General features: G+C 61.5%; 16 protein-coding genes. 10 read left to right on the forward strand and 6 right to left on the reverse strand.

What is annotated here, in order from left to right:
- Positions 1-164 precede the first annotated feature (164 nt).
- A complete protein-coding gene (locus tag ACZRMO_RS26510; RefSeq protein ID WP_463974808.1) occupies positions 165-1,028 on the forward strand; it encodes a DMT family transporter in 864 nt (287 codons plus the stop codon).
- A 57-nt stretch (positions 1,029-1,085) separates the two neighbouring features.
- Here ACZRMO_RS26510 and ACZRMO_RS26515 read toward each other — a convergent pair whose 3' ends face one another.
- The 3 genes from ACZRMO_RS26515 to ACZRMO_RS26525 form a co-directional block, all read right to left on the reverse strand.
- Entirely contained in the window at positions 1,086-2,627 is a 1,542-nt protein-coding gene (locus ACZRMO_RS26515; RefSeq protein WP_207040993.1) for a phosphoenolpyruvate carboxykinase, read from the reverse strand.
- Between the two features lie 179 nt (positions 2,628-2,806).
- Entirely contained in the window at positions 2,807-3,709 is a 903-nt protein-coding gene (gene hslO, locus ACZRMO_RS26520) for an Hsp33 family molecular chaperone HslO (protein WP_124526208.1), read from the reverse strand.
- A 107-nt stretch (positions 3,710-3,816) separates the two neighbouring features.
- Complete coding sequence (locus tag ACZRMO_RS26525; protein WP_463974809.1) at positions 3,817-4,224, reverse strand: RNA-binding S4 domain-containing protein; 408 nt, start codon at positions 4,222-4,224, stop codon at positions 3,817-3,819.
- A 297-nt stretch (positions 4,225-4,521) separates the two neighbouring features.
- Between ACZRMO_RS26525 and rimB the strand changes: the two genes are divergently transcribed.
- Together rimB and rimK are read left to right on the forward strand one after the other, a co-directional pair.
- Positions 4,522-5,004, forward strand: coding sequence for a retropepsin-like aspartic endopeptidase RimB (gene rimB, locus ACZRMO_RS26530; RefSeq protein WP_017737552.1), 483 nt, complete (start codon positions 4,522-4,524; stop codon positions 5,002-5,004).
- Positions 5,001-5,906: a 30S ribosomal protein S6--L-glutamate ligase gene (gene rimK / locus ACZRMO_RS26535; protein ID WP_003187674.1), complete on the forward strand. Its 906-nt coding sequence runs from the start codon at positions 5,001-5,003 to the stop codon at positions 5,904-5,906. Before rimB ends, rimK begins: the two co-directional genes overlap by 4 nt.
- A 141-nt stretch (positions 5,907-6,047) precedes the next feature.
- Here rimK and ACZRMO_RS26540 read toward each other — a convergent pair whose 3' ends face one another.
- Both ACZRMO_RS26540 and ompR read right to left on the reverse strand, forming a co-directional pair.
- Positions 6,048-7,361 (reverse strand): ATP-binding protein, encoded by a 1,314-nt coding sequence (locus ACZRMO_RS26540; protein ID WP_017737551.1) that lies wholly within the window; start codon positions 7,359-7,361, stop codon positions 6,048-6,050.
- Positions 7,362-7,478: 117 nt separating this feature from the next.
- Positions 7,479-8,219: an osmolarity response regulator transcription factor OmpR gene (gene ompR, locus ACZRMO_RS26545; protein WP_017737550.1), complete on the reverse strand. Its 741-nt coding sequence runs from the start codon at positions 8,217-8,219 to the stop codon at positions 7,479-7,481.
- A gap of 354 nt (positions 8,220-8,573) precedes the next feature.
- Between ompR and ACZRMO_RS26550 the strand changes: the two genes are divergently transcribed.
- From ACZRMO_RS26550 to tauD, 7 genes are all read left to right on the forward strand, one after another.
- On the forward strand, positions 8,574-10,910 hold the full coding sequence (locus ACZRMO_RS26550; RefSeq protein WP_463974810.1) for a Tex family protein: 2,337 nt from the start codon (positions 8,574-8,576) through the stop codon (positions 10,908-10,910).
- Positions 10,910-11,293: a PaaI family thioesterase gene (locus ACZRMO_RS26555; protein ID WP_463974811.1), complete on the forward strand. Its 384-nt coding sequence runs from the start codon at positions 10,910-10,912 to the stop codon at positions 11,291-11,293. The genes ACZRMO_RS26550 and ACZRMO_RS26555 overlap by 1 nt, the downstream gene beginning before the upstream one ends.
- 215 nt (positions 11,294-11,508) lie before the next feature.
- A complete protein-coding gene (gshA, locus tag ACZRMO_RS26560) occupies positions 11,509-13,092 on the forward strand; it encodes a glutamate--cysteine ligase (RefSeq protein WP_463974812.1) in 1,584 nt (527 codons plus the stop codon).
- A 261-nt stretch (positions 13,093-13,353) separates the two neighbouring features.
- Positions 13,354-14,331 carry a taurine ABC transporter substrate-binding protein gene (gene tauA / locus ACZRMO_RS26565; RefSeq protein ID WP_463974813.1) on the forward strand — a complete coding sequence of 326 codons (978 nt, stop codon included), beginning with the start codon at positions 13,354-13,356 and terminating at the stop codon, positions 14,329-14,331.
- 16 nt (positions 14,332-14,347) lie between these two features.
- Positions 14,348-15,127 (forward strand): taurine ABC transporter ATP-binding subunit, encoded by a 780-nt coding sequence (gene tauB / locus ACZRMO_RS26570; RefSeq protein WP_463974814.1) that lies wholly within the window; start codon positions 14,348-14,350, stop codon positions 15,125-15,127.
- The gene (gene tauC, locus ACZRMO_RS26575) at positions 15,124-15,957 is read left to right on the forward strand and encodes a taurine ABC transporter permease TauC (RefSeq protein ID WP_463974815.1); all 834 of its coding nucleotides are present in this window, start codon (positions 15,124-15,126) and stop codon (positions 15,955-15,957) included. The genes tauB and tauC overlap by 4 nt, the downstream gene beginning before the upstream one ends.
- Positions 15,958-15,968: 11 nt before the next feature.
- Complete coding sequence (gene tauD / locus ACZRMO_RS26580; RefSeq protein ID WP_463974816.1) at positions 15,969-16,805, forward strand: taurine dioxygenase; 837 nt, start codon at positions 15,969-15,971, stop codon at positions 16,803-16,805.
- A 280-nt stretch (positions 16,806-17,085) separates the two neighbouring features.
- Here tauD and mgrA read toward each other — a convergent pair whose 3' ends face one another.
- Complete coding sequence (mgrA, locus tag ACZRMO_RS26585) at positions 17,086-18,123, reverse strand: L-glyceraldehyde 3-phosphate reductase (protein WP_124526217.1); 1,038 nt, start codon at positions 18,121-18,123, stop codon at positions 17,086-17,088.
- Positions 18,124-18,196: the final 73 nt, after the last annotated feature.

Here is an 18,196-nt window from a genome sequence, read left to right on the forward strand (position 1 = left end):
TGAACTCACTCGAATAAGATTTACGCATATCCAAACACCTCAGATTTGGGCGCTATCATAGCGCCCGATTGAAGTGTCCAAAATCATTAGGCCAGTTCAAGCCCGCTCCCACATTCGATCTGCGCTAATCTGGCAAGCCGCGCACGAAACAACAAGGACCTTACATGGACGTAACAATGGGCCTGCTGGCCGCCCTGCTCTGGGGCGGCACGGACTTCCTCGTGGGCCTCAACGCCCGCGCCGTTGGCGTTAAACGCGCGGTGTACTTCGGCCAAGCCCTCGGCTTTTTGATCATGACCCTGTTGCTGCTCATCTTCCCGGCCTTCCTCTTCAAGTCCCTTGATGCCCCGCTGAGCGTCTGGCTCCTCGGCATCGCCGCCGCACTGTTCACCGTCTCCGGCGCCCTCGCACTGTCCAAGGCGTTCGCCCTGGGCAAAGCCGCCATCGTCGCGCCACTGGTAACGTCCTACGGCGTAGTCACCACGCTGCTGTCCTGGGCCAGCGGTGAGCACATCAGCCTGCTTCAACTGGGCTGCATCGCCCTATGCGTGATCGGCGTGATCCTCTCCAGCCTCCACAAGGACAACGGCGTGCCCCACAACAACCCACGGCTGTCCATCGCCTACGCCATGCTCGCTGCAACGCTGTACGGCACCAGCTTCTGGCTGCAAGGCCGATACACGCTACCGGCGCTGGGGCCGATCAGCATGTTGTGGCTGGGTTACCTGGTGGGGCTGTGCGTGCTGGTGATGATGGTGCTGAGGATCAAGGATGGCCTGAAAGTCCCACCCCTGAAAAACTGCGCGACGCTGACCGGGGCGAGCCTGATGAACCTGGGTGGGTTCTCGGCGTTTTCGTGGGGGGCGATGGCGGGGTCGGTGTCGGTGGTGACGGTGATCAGTACGTTGTCGGGGGGGATTGCAGCGATTCTGGGGTTTGTGTTTTTCAAGGAGCGGTTGTCGGCGGTGCAGGTGTTGGGGGTTGTACTCGTACTCGTCGGCGCCGTGGTCCTGCACATCGCCAACTAACCTCCCGCGCACAAAAAAGCCGCCTACAAGAGGCGGCTTTTTCACAACGATCGAATCTTACAACTTAGGACCCGCAGCCTTGATCGCATCGCTCACTTCAAACTTCTTGAAGTTCTCGATGAACAAGCCAGCCAGCGCCTTCGCGGCTTCATCGTAGGCAGCCTTGTCGGCCCAGGTGTTGCGTGGGTTCAACAGGCCAGTTTCAACGCCCGGTACGGCCAGTGGCACGTCGAGGTTGATGGTGTCGAGGTGTTCAGTTTCAGCACCGATCAACGCGCCGCTCTGGATCGCTGCGATCACGCCGCGAGTGGTCGGGATGTTGAAGCGGTTGCCAACGCCGTAGCCGCCGCCGGTCCAGCCGGTGTTGACCAGGTAGACCTTGGAGCCGAAGCCACGGATGCGCTTGATCAGCAGCTCAGCGTATTCGCCAGCCGGACGCGGGAAGAACGGTGCGCCGAAGCAGGTGGAGAAGGTCGACTTGATGCCGCCGCCGGAACCCATTTCGGTCGAGCCCACCAGTGCGGTGTAGCCGGACAGGAAGTGGTAGGCCGCTTGTTCTTCGCTGAGGATCGACACCGGTGGCAGTACGCCAGTCAGGTCGCAGGTCAGGAAGATTACCGCGTTTGGCTCGCCGCCCAGGTTCTTCTCGGAACGCTTGGCAACGTGTTCCAGCGGGTAAGCAGCGCGGCTGTTCTGGGTCAGGCTGACGTTGGTGTAGTCGGCGTGCTTGGCGTCGTCAATGACGACGTTTTCCAGCACGGCGCCGTGCTTGATGGCTTTCCAGATGACCGGCTCGTTCTTCTCGGAGAGGTCGATGCACTTGGCATAGCAACCGCCTTCGATGTTGAACACCACGCCTTCGCCCCAGCCGTGTTCGTCGTCACCGATCAGGTAACGGCTTTCGTCGGCGGACAGGGTGGTTTTACCAGTGCCCGACAGACCGAAGAACAGGGTCACGTCGCCTGCTTCGCCGATGTTGGCGGCGCAGTGCATTGGCAGCACGTCGGAAGCCGGCAGCAGGAAGTTCTGCACCGAGAACATGGCTTTTTTCATTTCACCGGCGTAACGCATGCCAGCAATCAGCACTTTCTTCTGGGCGAAGTTGAGGATCACGCAACCGTCGGAGTTGGTGCCATCACGCTCTGGCACGCACTCGAAGTTGGCCACGTTGAGCACTTGCCATTCATCACGGCCGGCCGGGTTGTACTGGGCCGGGTTGATGAACAGGCAACGACCGAACAGGTTCTGCCAGGCAGTCTGAGTGGTCATTTTCACGGCGAGGTAGTGGTCTTCGGCCGCACCTACGTGAACGTGGGAAACGAAATGCTCTTGCGCGTTGTTGAACGCCTCGACGCGAGCCCACAGGGCATCGAACTTGTCGGCCGGGAACTTGCGGTTGATCGGGCCCCAGGCGATGGCGTCCTGGGTAGTAGGCTCTTCAACGATGAAACGATCGACTGGCGAACGACCGGTACGGTGACCGGTTTCTACGACCAGCGCGCCAGTATCGGCAAGCACGCCTTCACCGCGCTGCAGGGCTTCTTTGACCAGATCGTCAACACTCAGATCGGTGTATACGGCGTTATTGGCTTGCGTCATGAGGTTCCCCGTCGGCCTATGGCCGAGTGCTCCAAACGTTTTGTAGTAGAAAGTTGCGCACTACTACCGCGAAAAAAGTGGGCCGGATTATGCCAGAAAAGCCCAAAAAGAGTAGGGCCCTCCCGTCAGAACTGCGCTAATCCGGCGTTTGTCAGGTGATTTACCTGTGCTTAAACGTTTTAGTGGCGGGTATCGGAAGGGGTGTCGATGCCTGCGCCGGCGAACAATTGCACTACATCGGCGGCATCGAACAGGTAACGCTCATTGCAGAACTGGCAGTCGATCTCGATGTTGCCGCCGTGTTCCACCACCAGGTTCTGCGCGTCTTCCAGACCCAGGCTGACCAACGCGTTGGCCGAGCGCTCGCGCGAGCAGCTGCAATTGAAGCGCAGGGACTGTGCGTCGAATAGACGCACGGCTTCTTCGTGGTAGAGACGGTGCAGGATGGTTTCGTTGCTCAGGCCCAGCAGTTCTTCCGCCGTGAGCGTGCCGGCCAGGGCGGTGAGGCCGCGCCAGCTTTCCGCGCGATCGTCGTCGTCCTTGATGCGGTCGGCGGGCAGTTGTTGCAGCAGCAGGCCCCGGGCGCGATGGCCGTCAGCGTTGAGCCAGAACTTGGTGCCCACTTGCTGGGACATCACGAAATAGTTGGTGAAGCAGTCCGACAGGGTCTCGCCGTCGAGGTCGACGATGCCCTGGTAGCGCTGGCCTTCGGTCGGGTCGACGGTGAGCGCCAACACGCCGTTGGGCATCAGGTCGGACAAGGTCGCGTCCGGGGCGATCTGGTCGGCCTCGTAACGGGCCAGGCCACGGATGTCGCGCTCGCTGGAGCATTCGATCATCAGCAACGGGATCGGGCCTTCGGAGCGGGCCTGCAGGATCAGCAGACCGTCGAACTTCATGGTGCCCACCAGCAGCGCCGCAGCCGCCATCAACTCACCGAGCAACTGCGCGACCGGCTCAGGATAGGCGTGCTTGGCGAGGACTTCGGCGTAGCTGCGCTCCAGCGACACCAGTTCGCCACGGGCGTCGGTCTCGTCGAAGATGAAGCGTTGGGTGAAGTCGGTATCCGGTAGATCAGTCATAGGTCTGGGTATCTGAATTGAAGAATATTGACGCGAAGATGCTGCAGTTTATGAACAAACCGAGGCAGTTCCAAGCCAACTGACGCTTTGGGCGATTGCCGGTGGCCTCAGTCGTCGTTTCCGCTGCCGCGAAACTTGAACAGGTCGCGACGCTGTTTTTTGCTCGGTTTGCCATCGGTGGTCATGCCGATGGCACCGGCCTTGCGCATCGCCGCCGCATTTTCGCGCTTGGCGATGCTGGCGTCGGTCTCGGCGTACAGCGCCTGGGCTTCAGGCGCACCGCGGCGCACAGTGGAAAGCGCCTGCACTACGACTGTCTTTTCATCAAACCCTGTACGAATCTGGAACTCATCTCCGACGCGCGGCTCCTTGCCCGGCTTGCAGCGCTCGCCGCGATGGTGCACCTTGCCGCTCTCGATGGCGGCCTTGGCCAGGGCACGGGTCTTATAAAAACGCGCCGCCCACAGCCACTTGTCCAAACGGACCTTTTCTTCCTCTTCCTGCTTTTGAGCCACTTGAATTCCTCGCTCTGAAAAATGTCGCAACTTTACCGTTGAAACCCTTCGACGCATAAACCTCAAGGCTCACCTAAGATACGCCAGGCGGCTGGAGTTTCACGTGACTTTCCATCGCATCGACTGATTACCGGTACCTGAGCGATATCTATCGCCATTTGCCGAATATTCTGCGTGAATACCGCGAATTCGGCGCCACCCCTTCACGGATGGTCGGGGATTGTCACAATCCATGCGCAGTTGGACGTTACTGTCCTCGAAGACTACGAAACATTTCTGAATGACCGGTTACCCATATTGAAGACATTTGACCATTTGACCGTTGTGGGTCTGCGTGAGTGGGTGGCACTTCCCGACCTGGGAGTAGCCGGCCTGCGCGCCAAGATCGACACCGGCGCCAGCACCTCAAGCCTGCACGCCACCGATATCGAGCCTTTTGAGCGCGACGGTGAGAACTGGGTGCGCTTTACCGCGCACTTGGGCAGCGTGGTGCAATTGCGTCACCGCCGCTGTGAAGCGCCCCTGGTGACGATGAAAACCATCAAGAGCTCCAACGGCCATGCGCAGGTGCGCTATGTGATCAGCACCACCCTCGCGCTGGGTGATCGGGTATGGCGGGTGGAATTCACCCTGGCCTGCCGCAAAGCCATGCGTTACCGCCTGTTGCTCGGCTCCAAGGCGCTGATTGACGGCCAGTTGGTGGTCAATCCAGGCGTCAAGTACGTTCAAGACAAGCCGGTGTTCCCGGTCTCTACTATTTCTGCCCCAGGTGCTGCATGAAGATTGCTGTGCTGTCGCGAAACCCGCGTCTGTATTCCACCCGCCGCCTGGTCGAGGCCGGCACCGAACGTGGCCACGAAATGGTGGTGATCGACACGTTGCGTGCCTATATGAACATTGCCAGCCACAAGCCGCAGATCCACTACCGGGGCAAACCCCTGGAGGGCTTTGATGCGGTCATCCCGCGTATCGGCGCTTCGGTGACGTTTTATGGCTGCGCGGTGCTGCGCCAGTTTGAAATGATGGGGGTGTTTCCCCTCAATGAATCGGTGGCCATCGCCCGCTCGCGGGACAAACTGCGCTCGCTGCAACTGCTGTCGCGCCGCGGCATAGGCCTGCCGGTCACCGGCTTTGCCCACTCCCCGGACGACATCCCCGACCTGATCGAGATGGTTAACGGCGCACCGCTGGTGATCAAGGTGCTGGAAGGCACCCAGGGCATTGGCGTGGTGCTGTGTGAAACCGCGACGGCGGCAGAGTCGGTGATCGAGGCATTCATGGGCCTCAAGCAGAACATCATGGTGCAGGAATACATCAAGGAAGCCGGCGGTGCGGATATCCGCTGCTTCGTGGTGGGCGACAAGGTGATTGCGGCGATGAAGCGCCAGGCCAAGCCGGGTGAATTCCGCTCCAACCTGCACCGTGGTGGCAGCGCCAGCCTGATCAAGATTACCCCGGAAGAGCGCATGACCGCGTTGCGGGCGGCCAAGGTCATGGGATTGAGCGTGGCGGGTGTGGATATCTTGCGCTCCAACCACGGGCCGCTGGTGATGGAGGTCAACTCATCGCCAGGCCTGGAAGGGATTGAAACCACCACGGGCAAGGATGTGGCGGGGATCATCATTCAGCATCTGGAGAAGAATGGCGGGCCGAATATGACGCGGACCAAGGGCAAGGGCTGATTTCACGCTCTCTACCAGCCACCACAAAAAACTGTGGGAGCTGGCTTGCCTGCGATGAAGGCGGCACATTCAACATAATTGTTGACTGAACCACCGCTATCGCAGGCAAGCCAGCTCCCACATTGGGTTACTGGTTGTCTGTTAGACCGCGTCTCTCGGCAACATCAGACCCAACGGCAAACGCACCCGCGCTTCCAGGCCTCCGCCTTCGCGGTTGCGCAGCTCAACATTGCCGCCATGCATAGAAGCAATCCGCCGCACAATCGCCAACCCAAGGCCAGTGCCTTTGCCACCCCGGGCACGGTCGCCACGGGTGAACGGGTTGAAGATGCCTTCCAGCTCCGCCGGGTCGATCCCGGTGCCACGGTCCATCACGCTCAGCACCACATAGGGCGCAGCACTGTCGCCGGACACGTACGCCGCCACTTCCACATCTGAACCCGCGTGATGCAACGCGTTGCCGATCAGGTTGTTCAGCAGGCGCTTCATCGACACCCGACGCAGCGCAAACGGCTGGATCGGCTCCAGGCGCATGCGCACCTGTTCGCCATTCTGGTTGTAGGGCGCCACCACCTCACGCACCAGGTCAGTCAGGTCCACTTCCTCGACCACTTCGTCACGGCCATCACGGATAAACGCCAGGAACTGGTCGAGGATCGCGTCCATGTCCTCGATATCCCGCACCATGTCGTCGGTGAGGTCGTTATGGTTGCCCATCAACTCCAATGACAGCCGCAAGCGCGTCAACGGTGTGCGCAGGTCATGGGACACCCCCGCCAGCATCAGCTCGCGTTCGCGCCCGGCCTGTTCGACGTCCTCCGCCATCTGGTTGAAGGCGCCGTAAACCTCGGTCATCTCACTGGGGGTATCGCTGACCGGCAGGCGCACACTGCGCCCCTGGCCCAGTTGGCGGGCAGCAAACACCAGGCGTTTGAGCGGTTGGTTGAGCTGGCGCACGAAAATCCACGCGGACGCGGTCGAAAGCAAGCCAATGGCCAGGAACCAGCCCAACACGTTCCAGATCTTCTGCCCCCGCAACGGGTGCGGGTACAGCGGCACTTTCAACCAATCCTCACCCAGGCTCGGTGCACGCACCCATAACGCGGGCGACACATGCATGCGCAGCCGCACCTCGGTGTCTTCACCCAGTTCGGCCTGCATCTGGCGCTGGTAGATCTCGCTGTAGGGCCAATGCTGCTCACCCTCCGGCACACCGGCGCCAGCGACGCGCACCAGGGTGGCGGCCTTGGCGATCTTCTCGCGGTTCTCAGGGTCGGCGGCCCAGTAGGCGCGCAGCGTCAGGGCGACACCGTGACTGTATTGTCGATCCACGAGCACGTCCTCGTTCATCAATAGATAAACCAGCGTGAGTGCCTTGGAAAACAGAACGACGATCAGCACCAGCCAAAGGGTGCGGGAGAAAAAGCTTTGCGGGAACCACAGCGGGGTTTTCATAGAAGACAGCTAGACACCTTGCAGGAATGAGCGGCGCTCGCAGAATTGCAGACGCCGGGCATCCCGTCGACCCTCACGGAGCCGAACCCATGGATGCCCGTTCCTGCAAATCTTCGGTCACTTGGTTGCAGTGCCATCCGGCACAAACACGTAACCCACGCCCCACACGGTCTGGATATACCGTGGCTTGGACGGGTCCGGCTCGATCATCCGGCGCAGACGGGAGATCTGCACGTCGATGGAGCGCTCCAGGGCGTCCCACTCCCGGCCACGGGCCAGGTTCATCAGCTTGTCGCGGGTCAGCGGCTGGCGAGCGTTCATGACCAGCGCCTTGAGCACGGCGAATTCGCCAGTGGTCAGCATGTGCACTTCATCGCCACGCTTGAGCTCACGGGTCGCCAGCGACAGCTCGTAGTCGCCAAACGTAACGCTTTCGTCTTCGCTGCCCGGTGCGCCTGGAACCGGCGGTGCCTGGCGACGCAATACGGCCTTGACCCGCGCCATCAGCTCGTCCGGGTTGAACGGCTTGGCCAGGTAGTCATCAGCGCCCAGCTCCAGGCCCTTGATGCGGCTCAGCTCATCGCCCTTGGCGGTCAGCATGATGATGGGGATCTGGTTGTTCGCGCTGCGCAGGCGCTTGCAGGCGGTCAGGCCGTCTTCGCCCGGCAGCATCAGGTCGAGTACGACCAGGTTGAATACTTCACGCCCCAGCAGACGATCCATCTGCTCGGTGTTCGGCACCGCGCGGGCACGGTAGCCCTTGGAGTTGAAGAAACGCTCCAGCAGGCTGCTCAGCCCCGGATCGTCATCAACGATGAGAATTTTTTCGCCTTCAGCAGTTTGTGCAGTGCTGCTCATTGGATGCTCCTCTTATCTCGGCGCGCATTATGGCGTAGCTGCCGTTATACGCACCGTGTGCATTGTTAGCAGATTTTTCCTCTACTGCCAGCGAACCCGCGCCCTACAACCTTTGGCACAGTCCCCCCAAGGACAGAACGCTGGTTATAATGCGGCGCCTTCGTGCAGGGCAACGTCAGATCGTTACCGTTTACTGCCGGGCTTTTTTTACCCGCTTGTCGTGATTTTTTCGATTTCGAGGGTCAATAGGCTGCCTCTTGACCCAGGCAGCGGCGCCAGTCGGGCCGCTCAACCAGCCGCGCAAGGCCTTGTTTTACGGGCCTGCGGGCTGCTTTCAGAATTTCAGGTGGTTTTATGGACAGCATCAACAGCCGCATCGCCGAGGAACTCGGTGTACGCCCGCAACAGGTCGAAGCGGCCGTCGCTCTACTGGATGAGGGCTCCACGGTGCCCTTCATCGCCCGTTACCGTAAAGAAGTGACCGGCAGCCTCGACGACATCCAACTGCGTCACCTGGAAGAGCGCCTGCGCTACCTGCGAGAACTCGACGAACGGCGTATCAGCATCCTCGCCAGCATCGAGGAACAGGGCAAGCTGACCCCTCAGCTTGAACGCGACATCAAGCTCGCCGACACCAAAACCCGCCTCGAAGACCTCTACCTGCCGTACAAGCAGAAGCGCCGCACCAAGGGCCAGATCGCCCTGGAAGCCGGCCTCGGCGAGCTGGCCGACGGCCTGTTCAACGACCCGTCGCTGACCCCGGACACCGAAGCCGCGCGCTTCATCGACGCGGAAAAAGGCGTCGCCGACGTCAAGGCAGCCCTCGAGGGCGCCAAGTACATCCTCATGGAGCGCTTCGCCGAAGACGCCAGCCTGCTGGAAAAGCTGCGCACGTACCTGAAGCAAGAGTCCATCCTCAGCGCCCGCGTGATCGCCGGCAAAGAGGAAGAAGGCGCCAAGTTCCGCGATTACTTCGAACACGACGAACCGCTCAAGAGCATGCCTTCCCACCGTGCGCTGGCCATTTTCCGTGGGCGCAACGAAGGTATTCTCAGCTCCGCGCTGAAAGTCGGCGACGAGCTGCCGGGCACCATGCACCCGTGCGAAGGCATGATCGGTCAACAATTCGGCATCCAGAATCAGAATCGTCCTGCGGATAAGTGGCTCGGTGAAGTGGTGCGCTGGACCTGGAAGGTCAAGCTTTACACCCACCTCGAAACCGACCTGCTCGGCGAGTTGCGTGACGGCGCCGAAACCGAGGCGATCAACGTCTTTGCCCACAACCTGCACGACCTGCTGCTGGCCGCACCGGCCGGCCCGCGCGCCACCCTGGGTCTCGACCCGGGCCTGCGCACCGGCTGCAAGGTCGCGGTGGTCGATTCCACCGGCAAGCTGCTGGACCACGCCACCGTGTACCCACACGTGCCGCACAACAAGTGGGACCAGACCCTGGCGATCCTCGCCGCCCTGTGCGCCAAGCACTCGGTTGACCTGATCGCCATCGGCAACGGCACCGCCAGCCGCGAAACCGACAAGCTGGCCGCCGAACTGATCAAGAAATACCCAGCCATGAAGATGACCAAAGTCATGGTCTCCGAGGCCGGTGCTTCGGTGTACTCGGCGTCGGAACTGGCTTCCAAGGAATTCCCGGACCTCGACGTGTCGATCCGTGGCGCGGTGTCCATTGCCCGCCGCTTGCAGGACCCACTGGCCGAATTGGTGAAGATCGATCCGAAATCCATCGGCGTCGGCCAGTACCAGCACGACGTGTCGCAGCTGAAACTGGCGCGCGGCCTGGATGCGGTCGTGGAAGACTGCGTGAACGCCGTGGGCGTGGACGTGAACACCGCTTCCGTAGCGCTGCTGGCACGGATCTCCGGCCTCAACGCCACCCTGGCGCAGAACATCGTCACCCACCGTGACGAAAACGGCGCCTTCAAAACCCGCGCCGCGCTGAAAAAAGTCGCTCGTCTCGGCGAAAAAACCTTCGAGCAAGCCGCTGGCTTCCTACGCGTCATGAACGGCGACAACCCGCTGGATTCGTCCGCCGTCCACCCGGAAGCCTACCCGCTGGTGCAACGCATCGCTGCCGAGACAGACCGTGACATCCGCTCGCTGATCGGCGACGCCGCGTTCCTCAAGCGCCTGGACCCGAAGAAGTACACCGATGAAACCTTCGGCGTACCGACCATCACCGATATCCTGCAAGAACTGGAAAAACCTGGCCGCGACCCACGCCCCGAGTTCAAGACCGCCGAGTTCCAGGACGGCGTCGAAGACCTCAAGGATTTGGAGCTGGGCATGATCCTCGAAGGCGTGGTGACCAACGTGACCAACTTCGGCGCGTTTGTGGATATCGGCGTGCATCAGGACGGTTTGGTGCATATCTCTGCGCTTTCGGAGAAATTCATCAAGGACCCACGCGAAGCGGTGAAGGCCGGTGACGTGGTCAAGGTCAAGGTCATGGAAGTCGATATCCCGCGCAAACGCGTCGGCCTGTCGATGCGCATGAGCGACACCCCCGGCGAGAAAATCGACGGTGCCCGTGGCGCCCGCCCAGGCTCGGCGCCGCGCCAGTCGCAGAACCGCTCGGAAAACACGGCGCCGCGCAAGGAAACCGCGACCGCCGCGCCAAGCAACAACGCCATGGCCTCGCTGTTCGCCAACGCCAAGCAGCTGAAGAAGCGTTGATGGAGATCCGGGCCGGCTTGACCCAGAGCGCGTTCAGCGAACTGATCGGCTGCCGCCTGCAACGCCTTGAAAAAGGCGTTGCCGAGGTGGCCCTGACCCTGGAGCCGCACCTGCGCAACCGCGCGGGCAAGCTCCATGGCGGGGCGATTTTCAGCCTCGTGGACATTACGATGGGGCTGGCCTGTTCCAGCGCCCATGGTTTCGACCAGCAGAGCGCGACGATCGAGTGCAAGATCAACTACATCCGCGCCGTCGAAGACGGTGACGTGCTGTGCACCAGTCGGGTAATTCACGCCGGTCGACGCACCCTGGTGGTCGAGGCGGATGTGTACCAGGACGAAAAACTGGTCGCAAAAGCACAAGGCACCTTCGCTGTCCTATAGCTCCCCACCCTCGATTTGAGTTAATTTCGGCGCTGCACTAAACGGCGTCGGAATTTTCTTGCTGCGCTATAGCCAAATTCATGGAGTGAAGTCGGCTTTTTCTGAGCGAGTCAAATCGACTCTAGACCAGGCGATCACGCCAGTTTTAACTTCACCCTTGTAGACCGTCCTGCCCACCCCCATATTGGGGCGACTGACGCGTGAAGGAATCCAACTTGAGCGAACTTCTCAACCGCCGCCTGGCTTTGCTCGGCAAGCGCGAACACCTCTCCCTGCTAGAGCAGTGCTTGCACGGCATCGAGCGCGAATGCCTGCGCGTCACCGGCGAAGGCCGCCTGGCACAAACGCCGCACCCCGAAGCCCTGGGCGCCGCGTTGACCCACGAACAGATCACTACCGACTACTCGGAATCGTTGCTGGAGTTCATCACTCCCGCCCTGCCCAACCCGGCCGATACCCTGAGCAGCCTGGACAAGATCCATCGCTTTGCCTACACCAAGCTCGGCAGCGAATACCTGTGGAGCCCCTCGATGCCGTGCCCGCTGCCGGCCGAGGAAGATATTCCGATTGCCTACTACGGCACGTCCAATATCGGACAGCTCAAGTACGTGTACCGCAAGGGCCTGGCCCTGCGTTACGGCAAGACCATGCAATGCATCGCCGGCATCCACTACAACTTTTCCCTGCCAGAACAGTTGTGGCCGTTGCTCAAGGAGACTGAAGGATTTGTCGGCACCGACCGCGATTACCAGTCCACGGCCTACATCGCCCTGATCCGCAATTTCCGCCGCTACAGCTGGCTGCTGATGTACCTGTTCGGTGCTTCGCCGGCCCTGGACGCCGGTTTCCTGCGCGGTCGCTCGCACCAGCTCGAAGTACTCGACGCCGACACCCTGTACCTGCCGTACGCCACCAGCCTGCGCATGAGCGACCTGGGTTACCAGAGCAATGCCCAGGCCGGCCTCACGCCGTGCTACAACGATTTGAGCAGCTACACCGACAGCCTGCGCGAAGCGGTGGCAACGCCCTACGCGCCGTACGTCGAAATCGGCACGCACAAGGACGGTGAGTGGGTGCAGCTCAACACCAACATCCTGCAGATCGAAAACGAGTACTACTCCAACATCCGCCCAAAACGTGTGACCTACACCGGCGAGCGGCCGATCCAGGCGCTGATGGCCCGTGGCATCCAGTACATCGAAGTGCGTTGCCTGGACATCAACCCGTTCCTGCCGATGGGCATCGACCTGCCGGAGTCGCGGTTCCTCGATGCGTTCCTGTTGTACTGCGCGCTGAACGACAGCCCGCTGTTCGCCAGCAACGAGTGCGGCAACGCCACCGCCAACTTCCTCAGCGTGGTCAAGGAAGGTCGCCGTCCGGGCCTGCAATTGCAGCGCGACGGCCAGCCTGTGGGCATGAAGGAATGGGCCGCCGAGCTGCTGGAGAAGATCGCCCCGTTGGCCGCCCTCCTCGATGAGAGCCACGGCATCAACGAACACAGCCAGGCGCTGGACGCCCAGTTGGCGAAGGTCCAGGACCCGTCCCTGACCCCGTCGGCCCAGGTATTGGCGGCGATGGCCGAGCGTAAAGAGAGCTTTGCACAGTTCTCCCTGCACCAGAGCCAGCTGCACGCCGAGCATTTCCGCAGCGAACCGCTGCCGGCTGCAGAGCAGGCGCACTTTGAAGAACTGGCGCGCAAGTCGCTGGCACAGCAGGCAGAGCTGGAGCAGAACGAAGTGGGCGACTTTGATGTGTTTGTGGGCTCGTACCAGGCGAGCATTCTGGCGATCAGCAACTAAAGGCAGCACACAAAACCCTGTGGGAGCGGGCTTGTGTGGGAGCGGGCTTGCTCGCGAATGCGGTGTATCAGTCGATGAATCTGTTAACTGACACTCCGTCTTCGCGAGCAAGCCCGCTCCCACATTTGGCTTCTGCCCACTCAAAATCGCCGCAGCATTCTTCTCATAAGCTAATTCGAAAATGTTATTTATTTTCGAGTTCTTAGATCATTTAGTCTCCTCACACGCCGACCCTCGGCCGCCTGATTGAGGAGCTTCCCCTTGAAACGATTGACCCCTCTGCGCCTCTTGGCCGCATTGTCCCTGGCCGGTGCCAGCCTGTTTGCCCAGGCGGCGGATGTGACCATCGCTTACCAGACCACCGTGGACCCGGCCAAAGTCGCCCAGGCCGACGGCGCCTATGAAAAAGCCACCAACGCCAAGATCGACTGGCGCAAATTCGACAATGGCGCCGACATCATCGCCGCCATTGCTTCCGGCGACGTGCAGATCGGCTACCTCGGTTCGAGCCCGCTGACCGCTGCCATCACCCGCAAAGTGCCGGTGGAAACCTTCCTCGTCGCCACCCAGATCGGCGGCGCCGAAGCCCTGGTGGCGCGCAATGGTTCGGGGATCAACGGCCCGCAGGACCTGATCGGCAAGAAAATCGCCGTGCCCTTCGTGTCCACCGGCCACTACAGCCTGCTGGCCGCGCTGAAGCACTGGAACATCGACCCGGCGAAAGTGACCATCCTCAACCTCGCGCCACCGGCGATCATCGCCGCCTGGAAGCGTGGTGATATCGACGCCACTTACGTGTGGGACCCAGCCCTCGGCGTGGCCAAGGAAAACGGCAAGGTGCTGATCACCTCCGGCGAACTGGCCAAGTTTGGCGCACCGACCTTCGATGCCTGGATCGTGCGTAAGGACTTCGCCGCCAAGCACCCGGAAATCGTCACGGCTTTCGCCAAAGTCACCCTGGATGCCTACGCCGCCTACCGCAAAGACCCACAAGCGTGGATCGCCGATAAAGGCAACGTCGACAAGCTGGTGAAGCTCTCCGGCGCCAAGGCCAGCGATATCCCGCTGCTGCTGCAAGGCAACGTCTACCCGCTGGCCGCCGACCAGGTGACCCTGCTGGGTGCGCCTACCACCAAGGCCGTGACCGACACCGCCGCGTTCCTCAAGGAACAAGGCAAGGTTGACGCCGTACTGCCGGACTACGCCCCTTACGTCAGCGCCAAGTTCATTACCAACTGATCAGGAGTCTATCGCGATGGCCTTGCTACAACTGGAGCGCATCAGCGCACAGTACCCAGGCGCCACAGAACCGGTACTGTCTGACATCTCAATCGACCTGGGGCCCCAGCAATTGCTGGTGGCCCTCGGCCCGTCCGGCAGTGGCAAGACTTCGCTGTTGAACCTGATTGCCGGCTTTGTCGAACCCTCTTCCGGGCGCATCACCCTTGATGGCGTGCCGGTCAAAGGCCCCAGCGCCGAACGCGGCGTGGTGTTCCAGGACGACGCCCTGCTGCCCTGGCAGGACGTGCTGGCCAACGTCGGCTTCGGCCTGGAGCTGGCCGGCGTACCCAAGGCGCAACGTGAAGTGCGCGCCCGGGAAATGCTCGCGTTGGTGGACCTGGCCGGTTTCGACAGCCGCCGTATCTGGCAGCTCTCCGGTGGCCAGAAGCAACGCGTCGGCCTCGCCCGTGCGTTGGCCGCCGACCCACGCGTATTGCTGATGGACGAACCCTTCGGCGCCCTCGATGCGTTCACCCGCGAACAGATGCAGGAGTTGCTGCTGCAAGTCTGGCGGCGCACAGCCAAGCCGGTGTTCCTGATTACCCACGACATCGAAGAGGCGGTCTTCCTCGCCACAGACTTGATCCTCCTGGCGCCCAACCCCGGGCAGATCGTCGAACGCCTGAACCTGGACTTCGGCCAGCGCTACGCTGCCGGTGAATCGGCGCGGGCGATCAAGTCCGACCCGCGCTTTATCGAAACCCGCGAACACGTGCTGGGCAAAGTGTTCTCCCAACGGCAGGTGTCCGCATGAGCAGCTACGAAATTCCCGCCGTCGCTGAGCCAGTGGCCCATGCGGTTATCCCCGTGCGCCGCAGCTTGAGCACCCGCTGGATCAGCGTACTGACCCTTATCGCCCTGTTGGCCATCTGGTGGGCCGTGACTGCCACCGGCTTGATCGAACCGCTGTTCCTGCCGCCGCCGTCCGCCGTGCTGCAAAAGGGCTGGCTGCTGGCGACCACGGGTTATATGGATTCCACCTTGTGGCAGCATTTGGGCGCAAGCCTCAGCCGCATCGGCCTGGGCCTCGGTTTTGCGGTGCTGACCGCCGTGCCGGTGGGGATTGCCATCGGTTCCAACCGTATCGCCCGGGGCATTCTCGACCCGTTGATCGAGTTCTACCGGCCGATTCCGCCGCTGGCCTACCTGCCGCTGATCGTGATCTGGTGCGGCATTGGCGAGCTGTCCAAGGTGCTGCTGATCTATCTGGCGATCTTTGCACCGATCGCCATCGCCACCGCGACCGGCGTGCGCACCGTTGACCCGGCCAAACTGCGCGCGGCGCAGTCGCTGGGGGCAACTCGCGCCCAACTGATTCGCCACGTGATCCTGCCCAGCGCCCTGCCCGATATCCTCACCGGCGTGCGTATCGGCCTGGGTGTGGGCTGGTCCACGTTGGTCGCCGCCGAGCTGATCGCGGCCACCAGCGGCCTGGGCTTCATGGTGCAGTCGGCGGCGCAGTTCCTGGTTACCGATGTGGTGGTGCTGGGGATTCTGGTGATCGCCCTGATCGCCTTCGCCATGGAAATGGGCTTGCGTGCCCTGCAGCGTAAATGGGTGCCGTGGCATGGCCAGGCACATTGAGTGAGAACAGCATGAGCAGCCTGACCGTTACCCCGTTAAGCATCGCCCTCGGCGCCGAAATCCGTGGCGTCGATATCACCCAGCCGCTGAACCTCGAACAGCGCGACGCCATCGAACAGGCGTTGCTCACCCACTCGGTGCTGTTCTTCCGCGGCCAGGTCATCACCCCGCAACAGCAAGCTCGGTTCGCGGCGAATTTCGGCGACCTGCATATTCACCCGATCTACCCCAACGTGCCGGAACAGCCCGAAGTGCTGATCCTCGACACCGCCGTCACCGACGTGCGTGACAACGCCGTATGGCACACCGACGTGACCTTCCTGCCCACCCCGGCGCTCGGCGCGGTGCTCAGCGCCAAGCTGCTGCCGGCGTTTGGCGGCGATACGTTGTGGGCCAGCGGGATTGCGGCGTATGAGGCGCTGTCGGCGCCCTTGAAGCGCTTGCTCGATGGGCTGACGGCTACACACGACTTCACCAAATCTTTCCCGCTGGAGCGCTTTGGCAACAGCGCCGAAGACCTGGCGCGCTGGGAAGAAACCCGCAAGAAGAATCCACCGTTGTCCCACCCGGTGGTGCGTACGCATCCGGTGAGCGGGCGCAAATCGTTGTTTGTCAGCGAAGGGTTCACCACCAGGATCAATGAACTTGAACCGGCGGAAAGCGAGGCGATTCTCAAGCTGCTGTTCGCCCACGCCACCCGGCCGGAGTTCACCATTCGCTGGCGCTGGCAGGAAAACGACGTAGCGTTCTGGGACAACCGCGTGACCCAGCATTACGCGGTGGATGATTACCGGCCGCAACGGCGGGTGATGCACCGGGCGACGATTTTGGGCGACGTACCCTTCTAGAGACTGGCGACGTTCAAATGTGAGAGCTGGCTTGTCGGGTCGCCGCGCCGCTGCGATGGCGGCGTATCAGCCAGCACTTCATCGACTGACCTACCGCCATCGCGGGCAAGCCCGGCTCCCACACTGACCGGGGCACGCCAAAAATATCGGCCACACTGAAGATCCAAATGTGGGAGCTGGCTTGCCTGCGATAGCGGCGTGTCAGCCAGCACTTTCATCAACTGACACACCGCCTTCGCGAGCAAGCCCGCTCCCACATTGACCGCGTACTGCCTGCCGCTTATTCAGCGGTGGATGGTTTTTCCCACAGGTTGATCCCGCCTTCCTGGGCAAATCGGTCGATCTCCGCCAATTCTTCTGCGCTGAAATGCAGATTCTTCAACGCCCCAACGTTCTCGATGATCTGCTCCGGCCGACTGGCACCGATCAGCGCACTGGTCACCCGTGGATCACGCAGCGTCCACGCCAACGCCAATTGCGCCAGGCTCTGGCCACGACGCTGGGCGATTTCGTTCAGTGCACGCACGTGGGCGATGTTGGCTTCGGACAAGTGCTTGGCCTGCAACGAACCACCACCCGGGCGGTTCACCCGCGCATCCGCCGGTACGCCGTTGAGGTATTTGTCGGTCAACAAACCCTGGGCCAATGGCGTGAACGCAATCACCCCGGCGCCGAGTTCTTCGGTGGTGTCCAACAGGTCTTTTTCCACCCAGCGGTTGAGCAGGTTGTAGGCCGGCTGGTGGATCAGCAGCGGCACTTTCCACTCTTTGAGCAGGGCGGCGATTTCGCGGGTTTTCACCCCGGAGTAGGACGAGATACCGATGTACAACGCCTTGCCCTGTTGCACGGCGGTAGCGAGGGCGCTGGCGGTTTCTTCCAGTGGGGTGTCGGCGTCAAAACGGTGAGAGTAGAAGATGTCCACATAGTCGACGCCCAGGCGTTGCAGGCTCTGGTCCAGGCTCGCGAGGATGTATTTGCGCGAGCCGCCGCCCTGGCCGTAAGGGCCGGGCCACATGTCCCAACCGGCCTTGCTGGAGATGATCAGCTCATCGCGGTAATGCTTGAAATCTTCGCGCAGCAAACGGCCGAAATTGATCTCGGCGCTGCCGTACGGCGGGCCGTAGTTGTTGGCCAGGTCGAAGTGGTTGATACCGAGGTCGAACGCGGTACGCAGCAGGGCGCGCTGGGTGTCGATCGGAGTGCTGTCGCCAAAGTTGTGCCACAGCCCCAGGGACAGTGCAGGCAGCACCAATCCACTGCGGCCTACGCGGCGATACGGGATAGATTCATAGCGGTTTTCGGCAGCAATGTACGTCATCGAATCCTCTCTGGGCTTAGGGCAAATAAGGCCTGGGAATAACCTTATTCCCAGGCCTTTTAACCAGCTGAAT

The organism is Pseudomonas sp. B611 (assembly GCF_055407965.1).

Excerpts from the sequence above, each read along its gene's own strand:
- ACZRMO_RS26510 (WP_463974808.1), top strand. The coding sequence starts at position 165 with ATGGACGTAACAATGGGCCTGCTGGCCGCCCTGCTCTGGGGCGGCACG.
- ACZRMO_RS26515 (WP_207040993.1), bottom strand. The coding sequence starts at position 2,627 with ATGACGCAAGCCAATAACGCCGTATACACCGATCTGAGTGTTGACGAT.
- hslO (WP_124526208.1), bottom strand. The coding sequence starts at position 3,709 with ATGACTGATCTACCGGATACCGACTTCACCCAACGCTTCATCTTCGAC.
- rimK (WP_003187674.1), top strand. The coding sequence starts at position 5,001 with ATGAAGATTGCTGTGCTGTCGCGAAACCCGCGTCTGTATTCCACCCGC.
- ACZRMO_RS26540 (WP_017737551.1), bottom strand. The coding sequence starts at position 7,361 with ATGAAAACCCCGCTGTGGTTCCCGCAAAGCTTTTTCTCCCGCACCCTT.
- ompR (WP_017737550.1), bottom strand. The coding sequence starts at position 8,219 with ATGAGCAGCACTGCACAAACTGCTGAAGGCGAAAAAATTCTCATCGTT.
- ACZRMO_RS26550 (WP_463974810.1), top strand. The coding sequence starts at position 8,574 with ATGGACAGCATCAACAGCCGCATCGCCGAGGAACTCGGTGTACGCCCG.
- ACZRMO_RS26555 (WP_463974811.1), top strand. The coding sequence starts at position 10,910 with ATGGAGATCCGGGCCGGCTTGACCCAGAGCGCGTTCAGCGAACTGATC.
- tauB (WP_463974814.1), top strand. The coding sequence starts at position 14,348 with ATGGCCTTGCTACAACTGGAGCGCATCAGCGCACAGTACCCAGGCGCC.
- tauC (WP_463974815.1), top strand. The coding sequence starts at position 15,124 with ATGAGCAGCTACGAAATTCCCGCCGTCGCTGAGCCAGTGGCCCATGCG.
- tauD (WP_463974816.1), top strand. The coding sequence starts at position 15,969 with ATGAGCAGCCTGACCGTTACCCCGTTAAGCATCGCCCTCGGCGCCGAA.
- mgrA (WP_124526217.1), bottom strand. The coding sequence starts at position 18,123 with ATGACGTACATTGCTGCCGAAAACCGCTATGAATCTATCCCGTATCGC.